This is a genomic window from Pseudomonas sp. LBUM1663 (assembly GCF_059695905.1).
On record NZ_CP166792.1, the window covers coordinates 4,831,605 to 4,843,798 of the forward strand.

13 protein-coding genes are annotated in these 12,194 nt (G+C 62.1%); 1 reads left to right on the forward strand and 12 read right to left on the reverse strand.

What is annotated here, in order from left to right; translation table 11 throughout:
- Positions 1–67: 67 nt before the first annotated feature.
- The 12 genes from ACA075_RS22130 to ACA075_RS22185 form a co-directional block, all read right to left on the reverse strand.
- Positions 68–658: a nucleotidyltransferase family protein gene (locus ACA075_RS22130; protein WP_497295365.1), complete on the reverse strand. Its 591-nt coding sequence runs from the start codon at positions 656–658 to the stop codon at positions 68–70.
- Positions 655–1,638: an XdhC family protein gene (locus ACA075_RS22135; protein ID WP_497295367.1), complete on the reverse strand. Its 984-nt coding sequence runs from the start codon at positions 1,636–1,638 to the stop codon at positions 655–657. Before ACA075_RS22135 ends, ACA075_RS22130 begins: the two co-directional genes overlap by 4 nt.
- A complete protein-coding gene (locus ACA075_RS22140; protein ID WP_497295369.1) occupies positions 1,638–3,959 on the reverse strand; it encodes a xanthine dehydrogenase family protein molybdopterin-binding subunit in 2,322 nt (773 codons plus the stop codon). Before ACA075_RS22140 ends, ACA075_RS22135 begins: the two co-directional genes overlap by 1 nt.
- Positions 3,956–4,426, reverse strand: coding sequence for a (2Fe-2S)-binding protein (locus tag ACA075_RS22145; protein WP_497295371.1), 471 nt, complete (start codon positions 4,424–4,426; stop codon positions 3,956–3,958). Before ACA075_RS22145 ends, ACA075_RS22140 begins: the two co-directional genes overlap by 4 nt.
- Before the next feature lie 246 nt (positions 4,427–4,672).
- On the reverse strand, positions 4,673–5,692 hold the full coding sequence (gene murB, locus ACA075_RS22150) for a UDP-N-acetylmuramate dehydrogenase (protein ID WP_497295373.1): 1,020 nt from the start codon (positions 5,690–5,692) through the stop codon (positions 4,673–4,675).
- On the reverse strand, positions 5,689–6,153 hold the full coding sequence (locus tag ACA075_RS22155; RefSeq protein WP_497295375.1) for a low molecular weight protein-tyrosine-phosphatase: 465 nt from the start codon (positions 6,151–6,153) through the stop codon (positions 5,689–5,691). Before ACA075_RS22155 ends, murB begins: the two co-directional genes overlap by 4 nt.
- Positions 6,153–6,917, reverse strand: a complete 765-nt coding sequence (kdsB, locus tag ACA075_RS22160) for a 3-deoxy-manno-octulosonate cytidylyltransferase (protein WP_497295377.1) — start codon at positions 6,915–6,917, stop codon at positions 6,153–6,155. Before kdsB ends, ACA075_RS22155 begins: the two co-directional genes overlap by 1 nt.
- Positions 6,914–7,099: a Trm112 family protein gene (locus ACA075_RS22165; RefSeq protein ID WP_010461887.1), complete on the reverse strand. Its 186-nt coding sequence runs from the start codon at positions 7,097–7,099 to the stop codon at positions 6,914–6,916. Before ACA075_RS22165 ends, kdsB begins: the two co-directional genes overlap by 4 nt.
- A 25-nt stretch (positions 7,100–7,124) precedes the next feature.
- Entirely contained in the window at positions 7,125–8,135 is a 1,011-nt protein-coding gene (gene lpxK / locus ACA075_RS22170; protein WP_497295379.1) for a tetraacyldisaccharide 4'-kinase, read from the reverse strand.
- Complete coding sequence (pocB, locus tag ACA075_RS22175) at positions 8,135–8,566, reverse strand: flagellar polar localization protein PocB (protein WP_497295381.1); 432 nt, start codon at positions 8,564–8,566, stop codon at positions 8,135–8,137. The genes lpxK and pocB overlap by 1 nt, the downstream gene beginning before the upstream one ends.
- Positions 8,563–9,198: a flagellar polar localization protein PocA gene (pocA, locus tag ACA075_RS22180; protein WP_162556235.1), complete on the reverse strand. Its 636-nt coding sequence runs from the start codon at positions 9,196–9,198 to the stop codon at positions 8,563–8,565. The genes pocB and pocA overlap by 4 nt, the downstream gene beginning before the upstream one ends.
- A gap of 98 nt (positions 9,199–9,296) precedes the next feature.
- Entirely contained in the window at positions 9,297–11,531 is a 2,235-nt protein-coding gene (locus ACA075_RS22185; RefSeq protein ID WP_497295382.1) for a DNA internalization-related competence protein ComEC/Rec2, read from the reverse strand.
- Between the two features lie 135 nt (positions 11,532–11,666).
- Here ACA075_RS22185 and ACA075_RS22190 point away from each other — a divergent pair, with 135 nt between their 5' ends.
- Positions 11,667–12,185: a DUF2062 domain-containing protein gene (locus tag ACA075_RS22190; RefSeq protein WP_497295384.1), complete on the forward strand. Its 519-nt coding sequence runs from the start codon at positions 11,667–11,669 to the stop codon at positions 12,183–12,185.
- Positions 12,186–12,194 lie beyond the last annotated feature (9 nt).

Here is a 12,194-nt window from a genome sequence, read left to right on the forward strand (position 1 = left end):
GTATCACTGTTGAATGTGAAACCGCAATCGCGAGCAGGCTCGCTCCCACATTGGTTCTGTGTCGAGGCTACTGGAAGATCAATTTCTCTGGCACATCCACATCCCACAACACCCCGGCATCATCCACCGCCACTTCAATCACCCGACCCTGCGCAAACAGCGGCTTGGCCCCATGATCACCCGATAACGCCATCAACCCCGGCCCAAAACTGCGACCGAACCCTACCGGATGCCCATACTCACCCGCATGCATCGGCACGCTGACGCAATCGTCCGCCATCCCCGCCACCACCCGCTCAACACTCGACGGCAAGATAAACGGCATATCCCCCAGCACAATCAACCAGCCATTGAGATCTGGACACGCCGCCACCCCAGCCGCAATGCTGTCACCCATCCCGGTCGACTCGATCACTACAATCTCGAAGCCATACGCCTGAGCCATGCGAATCACTTGCGGACGATCTTCGGTAGTCACCAGCACACGCTTCCCAAGACTGGCCGGCAAATTCACCAGCACCTGCTCGATCACCGAATGCACAGCGCCATCGCGACCGGCACAGTCCGCCAGTAACTTATCCTTGTCGTCCCCCGCCACCTGCCTGAAGCGACTGCCCTGCCCCGCCGCCAGCACGATGACGCCGATGGGTTCACTCATACAACCTCCTGCAACGGCTTCTTCTGCTTGAGTTCGACGCCGTTCTTGATCGCCACAATCTCGGCCAGCAGCGACAAGGCGATTTCCGCGGGACTGTGGCTGCCTATGTGCAAGCCGATCGGGCCGTGCAACCGCTCGATGGCCTGTGATGACAAGCCTAGCTGAGCGAGGTTTTCCCGACGTTTCAGGCTGTTGACCCGCGAGCCGAGGGCACCGACATAAAAAGCCCTGGAATCCAGAGCGGTCAGCAGCGCCATATCATCCAGGCGCGGATCATGGGTCAGGGCGACGATGGCCGTGCGTTCGTCGGTCTGGATGTTCAGCACCGCTTCATCCGGCATGCCCGAGACGAAACGGCCGTGCTGCTCTTCCCAACCGTAGACAAACTCACTGCGCGGATCGCAGATCAGCACTTCGAAATCCAGCAGCCGCGCCATCTCGGCGACATACCGGGACAGTTGCCCCGCACCGATCAGCAACAGCCGCCAACGCGGACCGTAGATGGCGCGAAGGGTGTGGCCGTCAAAGCTCAGCACATCGCTTTTGTTCGCCGCCAGCAAAACCACTTCACCGCTCGCAATATCCAGTGAGCGCGCGACGATTTCATGGGCCTCGCAGCGTTCCAGCAACTCGGCGACCCAACCTGGATCGCCGACCCGCTCTTCGGTCAGGCGCAACGTGCCGCCGCACGGCAAACCAAACCGTGCGGCCTCCTCACGGGTGACGCCGTAGGTGATCAACTGCACCGGCGGTCCGTCAGGAGGAATCCGCCCATCGTGCAGCCGGGCAATCAGATCATCCTCGACACACCCACCGGACACCGAGCCGATCACCACGCCATCTTCACGCAACGCCAGCATCGCGCCAGGTGCCCGGGGCGCAGTGCCCCAGGTCTGGACCACGCTGTACAACACCACCCGCTGACCGGCGCGGCGCCATTCCAGCACGCTGCGCAGGACATTCAGATCCGCGCTGTCCATCAGGCCTGCGCCTTCTGCCAACCTTGCAGCTGATAACGAACCGGCAAGTTGCGGATGCGCTGGCCAGTGGCAGCGAAGATCGCGTTGCACAGCGCAGGCGCAATCGGCGGTACGCCTGGCTCACCGACCCCGCCCAACGGCACATTGCCCGGAGGTGTGACCAGATGCACCGCCACTTCCTTCGGCGCCAGTGACATGCGTGCCACTTCGTACATGTGGAAGTTGTCTTGCTGCACCTTGCCGTCCTTGAAGCTGATTTCCCCGACCACCGCATTGCCCAGGCCCATGACGCAGGCGCCTTCGAACTGAGCGCGAATCCGCTCAGGATTGATCTGCGGACCGCAATCCACGGCGATGTCGGCCTTGTGCACGATCAACGTGCCGTCGTCTTTGACTTCGACCTCGATCACTGCCGCCACATAGGTGACGAAGCTGTAATGCACCGCCAGGCCCAGGCCTCGGCCCTTGGGCAACTCACGGCCCCAACCGGCGGCCTTGGCGGCCGTTTCCAGCACGGTACGCATCCGCCCGGTGTCGATCGGATAACGCTCGGGGGATTCGCCGTAGTTCCACTCTTCACTCAAGGTACGCGGATCGATCTGACGATCCGGGCCGAGCAGTTTGATCTGGTACTTGAGTGGATCCTGTTTGGCCTTGTGTGCCAGCTCGTCGACAAAGCTCTGAATCGCAAACCCGTGGGGAATGTTCGACACCGAGCGATACCAGCCAACCCGGGTATGAATCGCCGCTTCCGGGTTTTCCAGGCGCACATTGGGGATCGCGTAGGCCATGTTGGTGAAACCCATGCCCAGCTCGAAAGCGGCTTCGTGGTTCATGCCCGGAGCGAACAGCGCGGTGATGCTCGGGGCCACGGTGCGGTGCAGCCAACCGGAGGGCAGGCCGTCCTTGTCCAGGCTGGCCTTCAGGTATTCGGCCGACACGGTGTGGAAGTAGGAGCAGTGGATGTCGTCTTCACGGGTCCATTGCACCCGCACGGCCTTGCCGGGGAATTCCTTGGCGAGTATCGCCGCTTCGATGATGAAGTCTGGCTTGGACTTGCGACCGAAACCGCCGCCCAGCAAGGTGACATTGAACGTGACGTTATCAAACGGAATGCCAAGGCGTTCGCCGATCCGTTCACGGGTGACTTGCGGCGCCTGACTAGGGCCCCAGGCCTCGCACACACCGTCCTTGAACCGGGCGATGGCGACCATTGGCTCCATCGGCGCCTGCGCCAGGTGCGGCAGGTAATAAGAGGCTTCGAGGGTGCTATTGGCGCCTTTCATGGCGTCGTCTATGTTGCCGGTGTTACGCACCACCTTGCCGGGCTTGAGGGACGCGGCTTCCAGCTCTTTGCGGTAGGCGATCGAGTCATAACTGGCGTTGGGGCCGTCATCCCACTCAATTTTCAGCGCTTCGCGGCCTTTGATCGCGGCCCAAGTATTGCTGGCCACCACGGCCACGCCACCTAGCGGCTGGAACTCGGATGGCAGCGGACGGCCTTCGATCTGAATCACCTTGATCACGCCCGGGACTTTCAGCGCGGCGCTGGAGTCAACGGATTTGACCGTGCCGCCATAGACCGCCGGACGCGCAATCACGGCGTAGAGCATGCCGTCGAAATGCACGTCGGCACCGTAGATGGCGCGGCCATTGACGATGTCGGCACCGTCGATAGCCTTGGTGCCTTCCTTGCCGATGTAGCGAAATTCCGACGGCTGCTTGAGCCGCAGACTGTCACGGGCCGGCACTGCCAGCGCACCCGCCGCGGCGGCCAGGGCGCCATAGCCCAGTTCACGACCGGTCGGTTGGTGCACCACTTTATGCAGTTGCGCATGGCACTCGCTGACCGGCACTTTCCACTGCGCGGCAGCCGCTTGTTCAAGCATGGTCCGCGCGGCCGCGCCGCAACGGCGCATCGGTTCGTACCAGTGGCGCATGCTGCGCGAACCGTCGGTGTCCTGGTTACCGAAGCGAATTTCGTCGCCCGGCGCCTGCTGCACTTTCATCATGGCCCAGTCGGCATCCAGTTCATCGGCGACCACCATGGTCAGGCTGGTGCGCACACCCTGGCCCATTTCCGAACGGTTGCAAACCACCGTCACCATGCCGTCACCGGCAATGCTGATGTAAACCTTGGGATCATCGATCCAGCCATTGGGCATGCCGTCGGCGCCAAATTTTTTCTCTTTTTCTTCGGCGAAAGCGTCTTGCCAACCCCAACTGGCCACCAGCACCAGCGCACTGGTGGCGCCGACACCTTTAAGGAAGCCGCGGCGACTGAGGTTGCTCAACGCAAAATCATTCGGTAACTGGCTCATGCCTTGGCCTCCTTCAGGTGTGTGGATGCCTGGCGGATGGCGGTCTTGATGCGGTTGTAGGTGCCGCAACGGCAAATATTGCCGACCATCGCCTCTTCGATCTGTGCGTCGCTGGGGTTCGGATTGGTCTTGAGCAGCGCAGTCGCCGACATGATCTGCCCGCCCTGGCAGAAACCGCATTGGGCCACAGCAGTGTCCAGCCAGGCTTGCTGCACAACTTGCCCGACCGGGTCAGCGTGCAGGTTATCGATGGTGGTGACGTTCTGGCCGACCACTGAACCGATCGGCGTGATGCAACTGCGCGCCGGAGCGCCTTCGATATGAATGGTGCAGGCGCCACACAGGCCCATGCCACAGCCGAATTTGGTGCCGTTGTAACCGGCCACGTCGCGGATTGCCCAGAGCAGCGGCATATCCTCGGTGACGTCGAGTTGATGGTCTTGACCATTGAGCTTCAGGGTAATCATGGGCACGCCCGCATATTTCTGGTGGTTATGGGGTCGAGCAATCTGCCGCCTAAGGTTGGCGGTTGGCATCACGCAGATCGGCTCAGGCTAATGAGGCTCTCTTACGCGGACGGGAACGTCTGCATCGGGCCTTTGATGGAGCAAATGAATGCATCGTTAGGGGACTAAGTTAACCCAGCATTAACAAAAAAGCCCTGCACAGTTGAAGGTGTGCAGGGCTTTGAGATCAGTCATTAAAGCGTAGCTTCAATACTGATTCGGCTCCATTTCCAGGTCGACGTTGAAACGTTCCAAAATGTCTTTCTGTATGTGCTGCGCCAGGTGCAGCAATTGCAGGCCGGTGGCGCCGCCATAGTTGACCAGAACCAGCGCCTGCAATTTATGCACGCCGGCATCGCCGTCACGAAAGCCTTTCCAGCCGGCCCGCTCGATCAACCATCCGGCCGCCAGTTTCATCTGCCCATCAGGTTGCGCGTAGGCCACCAGGTCCGGGTATTGGCTTTTCAGCTGTGCGACCAGCGCGGCCGGCACCAGAGGGTTCTTGAAGAAGCTGCCGGCATTGCCGAGTACTGCCGGGTCCGGGAGTTTTTCGCTACGAATGCTGCAGATCGCCTGGCTGACGTCGGTGGCAGTCGGCTGATCGATGCCCTGCTCGGTCAGGCGCTGGCGAACCGGGCCGTATTCCAGGTGCAGGTGCGCGGCGCGGTCCAGGGTGAAACGCACGCGCAGGATCAACCAGCGCCCCGGCTGCTGTTTGAACAGGCTGTCACGGTAGGCGAAGTTGCATTCTTCCAGGGTGAAATCCCGCAGCTCGCCGGTCTGGCGATCCAGTGCGGTCAGGCCGGCGAACACGTCCTTGATCTCAACGCCATAGGCACCGATGTTCTGCATCGGCGCCGCACCGACCGTGCCGGGGATCAGGCTGAGGTTCTCCAGGCCCGACAAACCCTGCGCCAGGGTGTGCTGCACGAACGGATGCCAAGGCTCGCCCGCCTCGGCTTCGATCTCGACCTTGCTGCCGTCATCGCTCAGGATCCGAATCCCGCGCGTAGTCATGCGCAGCACCAGCGCCTGGACATCAGCCGTCAGCAGCAAGTTGCTGCCGCCACCGATCACCAGCAACGGCACGTCATGGGCCGACGCATACGCCAGGGCTTCACGCACATCGGCGTCGTTGTGGGCCTCGGCAAACAACCGGGCCTGAACGTCGACACCAAACGTATTGAACGGCTTGAGCGAAACCTGGGGTTGAACCTGCAAACTCATAACCGTCCCTTCAATTCGATCACCAGTTGATCACTGGCGCGCTCGATCAGGTCCAGCACCTGCTCGAAGCCTTGGTCGCCGTCGTAATACGGATCCGGCACTTCATCGAGTTCCGACTGGTAGCGACGCAGGAACAGATCCAGCTCGGCCCTGCCCTTGGCCGGTTGCAGGGCCTTGAGGTGGCGCAGATTGCTGTTGTCCATCGCCAGAATCAGGTCGTAGGCGCAGAAATCGGCACGGGTCACTTGCTGGGCGCGTTGGGCGGACAGGTCGTAACCGCGCAGTTTGGCCGCGGCCTGGCTGCGTTTGTCCGGCGCCTTGCCGACATGCCAGTCACCGGTGCCGGCGGAGGCGACTTCGATGTGATCGGCCAGCCCCGCCTCGCGCAATTTATGCCGCAGCACACCTTCGGCCGTCGGGGAGCGACAGATGTTGCCCAGGCACACGAACAGAACGCGCATCAGGCCTCCAGCAGGCGACGGACGCGCTCGAGGTCTTCGACGGTGTCGACGCCAGTGGGCGGAGCGATCAGCGCATCGGCGACGTGAATCCGCACGCCGTGCCACAGGGCACGCAGCTGTTCCAGGGATTCAGTGTTTTCCAGCCAGCACGGTCCCCAGCTGACAAAGTCATGCAGGAACCCGGCGCGGTAAGCATAAATGCCGATGTGGCGGCGATACGGCACGCCTTCCGGCAGTTGCTCGCGGCTTCTGGCGAATGCGTCACGCGCCCACGGCAATGTGGCGCGACTGAACGTCAGCGCCAGGCCATTGAGGTCGCTGACGACCTTGACCACATTAGGGTTGAAAAGGGTTTCAACGTCTTCAATCGGCTCGGCCAGGGTGGCCATGCGCGCTTCGGTATGGGCGGCCAGGTTGGCGGCGACCTGATCGATCACGCTCGGCGGGATCAACGGTTCGTCACCCTGGACGTTGACCACGATGGCATCGGCAGCCAGGCCCAGTTTCGCGGCGACTTCGGCCAGGCGATCGGTACCGGAATTATGATCTTCGCGAGTCAGCACCACTTCGGCGCCAAACGCCTTGCACGCCTCAACGATGCGCGCGTCGTCAGTGGCGACCACCACACGCTCGGCACTGCTTTTGCTCGCCTGCTCCCAGACGTGCTGGATCATCGGCTTGCCGGCGATCAGCAGCAGCGGTTTGCCCGGCAGACGGGTGGAGGCATAACGCGATGGAATGACAACGGTAAAGGCTGTGGTCATTTATCCAGACGCTCGTCGGTGGTCAGGGTGCGGGCTTCGGTTTCGAGCATCACCGGAATGCCGTCGCGAATAGGGTAAGCCAGGCCGGCGCCCTTGCTGATCAGCTCGGTCTTGTCGGCGCTGAGCTTGAGCGGGCCTTTGGTGACCGGGCAAGCGAGGATATCGAGCAATTTGGTGTCCATGAGCATTCCCTGGATTAGAACGGAGTTAAGGCAGAAGACGAGCCGGCAACAGGCGCATCAGCTGCGTATCGAACCAGGCCACGAAGGCCGGCGATGGCGCAGCATCGACTGCCAGGTACCACCAATCGGCGGCGGCGAAGGCACGGCACTTCACCGCGTCCTTTTCGGTCATCACCAATGGTAATGACGGTGTGAAATTCAAGGCCTGCACGCTGTATTCGGCGTGGTCGGCAAACGCATGCGGCACTGGCTGCCAGTGTAGCGTTTCGAGAGTCGTGAAGAAACGCTGCGGATTGCCGATCCCGGCCACGGCGTGCAACGCTTGGCCTGCGGGGAAGTGGTCGAGGGGACGACGCTCACCGCTGTGCAGGTTGACCAGTTCGGTAGGTTGCAGCTGGAAGGCAAAACCGTCTTCACGGTCCTCGGAGGCACCGTTGTACAACACGGCGTCGACGCTTTGCAGGCGATCAACCGGTTCACGCAATGGACCGGCCGGCAGGCAGCGTTTGTTGCCCAGGCCGCGGGCGGCGTCGATCAACACCAGCTCCAAGTCCCGGGCCAGCCGGTAATGCTGCATGCCGTCATCAGAGAGGATCAGATCCAGTGGCTCACTCGCCAGCAGCGCTTTGACGGCGCTGCTGCGATCCGGGTCGATCATCAACGGCACGCCTGTGCGCTGGACGATCAACAGCGGTTCGTCGCCGGCAATCTCCGCGCTCTGATCGGCCTCGACGCGCCACGGCAATTGCGGCGGTTTGGCGCCGTACCCACGGCTGACCACCCCGACACGCAAACCACTGCGCTGGCAATGCTGGATCATCCACAGAATCAGCGGTGTCTTGCCGGTGCCACCGACGGTGATATTGCCGACCACGATCAGTGGCACGGGCGGCTGATAGATCCCGCCCTCGCCCGCCAGAAAGCGCTTGCGCTTGTTCATGACCACGCGCCGATACAGCCACTCCAGTGGCTGCAACAGCTTCAGGGCCGGATGACCTTGGTACCACGCGGCGAGCAAGCGATCGGACATGGCCATCAGGGCGCGGGCGGTGCCGCTTCGACCGTGGTCATGCGCAAGTGGCTGAAACCCAGCTTGCCGGCGGCGTCCATGGCCGTGATGACCGACTGATGCTGGGTCTTGCCATCCGCGCTGATGGACAGCGGCAGGTTGGTGTCGCCATTGGATTCTTTTTGCAGCGCCTCCATCAGCGTCGCGAGGTCGTTCTTCGGCAATACCTGATTGTTCACCGAGAACGCGCCTTCGGCACTGATGGCAACGTCCAGGTGTTTGACTTGCTGGTCTTCGGCAGGCGAACCGCTGACCGCTTCCGGCAGATCGACGCGCAACTGGGTTTCACGGGTAAACGTGGTGGTGACCACGAAAAACAGCAGCAAGATGAACACCACGTCGATCAGCGACGCGAGGTTGATGTCGACCGTTTCCCGCGGTTTGCGGCGGAATTTCACGCTTTGCCCTCGGCCAGGTCCACATCACGGTCGCCCTGTACCACTTCAACCAGTTTGATCGCTTCCTGCTCCATGCCCACCACCAGCTCATCGATCCGGCGTTGCAGGAATCGGTGAAAGAATACTGCCGGGATACCGACCATCAGGCCGGCGGCCGTGGTGATCAGCGCCTTGGAGATACCACCCGCCAGCACCGCGGCATTGGTGCCCATGCCCGTGCCCATGAACGCGCTGAAAATATCGATCATGCCCAGCACCGTACCCAACAGCCCCAACAACGGGGCCATGGCGGCGATGGTGCCCAGCGCATTGATGTAGCGTTCGAGCTCGTGAATCACCCGCGCGGCGGCTTCTTCGATGCACTCTTTCATGATCTCGCGACCATGTTTGGAGTTGGCAAGGCCCGCTGCCAGGATCTCGCCCAACGGTGAGTTGGCGCGCAGTTCCTTGAGTTTTTCTTTATTGAGCTGCTTGTCCTTGATCCACACCCAGACCTGCCCGAGCAAATGCTCCGGGGTCACACGGCTGGCTCGCAGGGTCCAGAGACGCTCGGCGACGATCGCCATGGCCGCGATGGAACTCAAAATGATCGGCAGCATCATCCAGCCGCCGGATTTGACCAATTCCCACACAGTGACAGTCCCCTCGAAAAAGTGCGCCACTCTAACATAGGGGCCGGATGCACCGAAGACTGTGATGTCGCATCCGGTCGGGCTTTCATAACTCGCGGTTATGGGTCAGACGGTGGCGGATCGCGCCAGAAACGCCGTTCCAGACGCATCGTCCACGGCGGCTTGAAGCGCCCCAGTTGCAGACGAATGGCACCGTGGGTGGCGGAGTCGTAGATCGCCATGCCGCGTTTTTGATAGCGCGCCATGACCGTGGGATGCGGGTGACCAAAGGAATTGCCCTGGCCCCGGGAAATCAGAACAGCCCTGGGTTGCAACGCCGTGAGCAGTGCCATCGAAGAGGAACTGCGGCTGCCGTGGTGCGGCGATTGCAGCCAATCGGTCGGCACGGCCAGCGGGCTGTCGAGCAATGCCCGTTCGGCAGCGGTGTCGATGTCGCCGGTCAACAGCAGTCGCTCGCCATTGGCTTCGACCTGCAGGACACAGGATTTTTGATTGCTGTCGCGGGCGGATGTCCATTGCCAGAGCCGGAAACTCACACCGTCCCAAGTCCATTGCCGGCCGCTTTCGCAGCCCTCGGCGCGCAATTCGGCTGGCAGCGCTTCGGGATCGCCGCTCAGGACCCGCGTCACCGGCAATCCGTTGGCGACCGCGCGTGCACCGCCGGCATGATCGGCGTCGGCGTGACTGATGAGCATCAGGTCGATCCCGGACACGCCCAGTTTGCGCAATGACGGCAGCACCACCCGCTCGCCGAGGTCGACATCACCGAAACGCGGTCCGGTGTCATACAGCAACGTGTGATGGCGGGTGCGCACCAGGATGGCCAGGCCCTGGCCGACGTCCAGCTGCCAGACGTCGGCGACGCCTTCGGAAAGCATTGGACGAGGTGGAAAAGCCAGCAACAGCAGCAGCGGCCAACCCAACGGACGCAACGGCACACCTTTAGGCAGCAATAGAAGAAAGGCCCCCAGCGTACCGAACGCCCAAATCCACACCGGCACCGCGACCGGCACCCAAGCGGGCAATCGCCCGGCCATCAATGCCAGTCCCCTGAACAATAGGTCGAGCAGACCGCCCGCCAGCCACAGCAACCCCTCGCCCATATAAGGGACGGGCAGTACCAACGTCCCGAGCAAGGCTGGCGGCAATACCACCAGACTGATCCAGGGCACCGCCAGCAAATTGGCCACTGGCCCGCTGAGGCTGATCGGCAAGCCGAGTATCAACAGCAATGGGCACAATCCGATCGCAATCAGCCATTGCGCACGGGTCCAGGTTTGCCACCAGCGCCAGGGCCCCAGCCGCCCACCGAAGGTGAAGATCAACACCGCCACTGCGGCGAAGGACAACCAGAACCCCGGTTGCAGGCTCGCCAGCGGGTCGAGCACTAAAACGCCGTTGAGCGCCAGCAACAGTGGCCACCAGGCGCCAAGGTGTCGAAACCGCAGCCGCCACAACAACACCAGACCGATCATCACACAGGCCCGGCGCACCGGCACCTCGAAACCGGCCAGCAACCCGTAACCCAGCGCGGCGGCAAACGCCAGTCCGCAGGCCCATGGCAGCCAGGGCAAACGGCCTGGCCACAGACCATAGCGCGCCAACCCGGCGATCAGCAGATACACCAGTCCCGCCAGCAGTCCGATGTGCTGCCCGGAAATCACCAGCAGATGCACGGTGCCGGTGTCTTGCAGCACTTGCCAGTCCTCGCGACTCAGCCCGCCGCCGTCGCCCAACACCAATGCGGTCAGCGCCCCTGTCCGGCCTTGGGCATCGACGGCCTGCAACCGCTGGCGAATGCTGTCGCGCCAGGCCCATTGGGCGGCGGCCAGCCTCTGGCCATCCTTGACCGTCCCGGTAGCGCCGATGCGTTGTGCCAGCAGCCAGGCGTCGTAGTCAAAGGCATGCGGATTGAGCAGCCCGGCAGGACGCTTCAACTTGACCGCCAGCCGCCACCGTTCGCCGCTGTTGACGGGTGGTCCGTCATACCAGGCGAGGCGCAGATGCCGGGGCAGCCGGGTGCTTCGGGATTGACTGTCGGTCAACTCGAAGCGCACCACCCCTTCGGCGTTCTGCGGCAGGCCCGTCACCCGGCCTTCGACCCAACGAGTCTCGCCATCGAGCGTCAGCGGCAGGCGATCATCCAGCGCCCACTGCGCACTTGCGCACGCCCAACTGAAGCCGAACAGGAAGAACGCCAACGGGTAAGTCCGAAACGGCAGCAGCATCAAACCCACGACCGGCAGCAACATCCATAACCAGACCGGCGGTAAAACCGGTAAAAAACGCAGGGCCAGCAGACCCAACGCCAGCGCCATCATCCCTGTGCGCATACGCCCGTCCTTGAGAGTCCCACCCTAGGCATAGCTGCCCGAACGCACGCGCACGGTTATTAATTGTCACAAAGTCTGAATGGGCGGTTCATAGAATCCAGACATACTTGCCGCCTTAACCGACCGAGAAGCCTTATGCCCCGGCGCTTATTCAAACGTTACATGCCAGACCCGACCAGCATCAGGGAACACAAATCCTTACGCTTTCTCGGCACCCTGCTGCATGACCCGAACCTCTGGCACCTCAACCGTCATTCCGTCGCACGGGCCATGGCAGTGGGTCTGTTCGCGGCCTTCCTGCCCATTCCGTTGCAAATGCTGGTCGCTGCCATTCTGGCGATCATGGTGCGGGGCAACATGCCCATTGCCGTCAGCCTGGTCTGGCTGACCAACCCGATTACCATGCCGGCGGTATTCTTCTGCACCTATCAGACGGGGGCGTGGTTGATGGACGTGCCGGCCAGGCATTTGCCGGACGAGCTGACCTGGGAGTGGATCAGTGGTGAGCTTTCCACCTTGTGGCAGCCGTTTTTGCTGGGTTCAGTGGTGACGGGGCTGGTGCTGGGCGCCCTCGCCTATTGCCTGGTGATGATGTATTGGCGTTGGTGGGTTGGACGGCAGTGGAAGCGGCGCAAGCAACGCCGGATGAAGTAGATGCAAAAC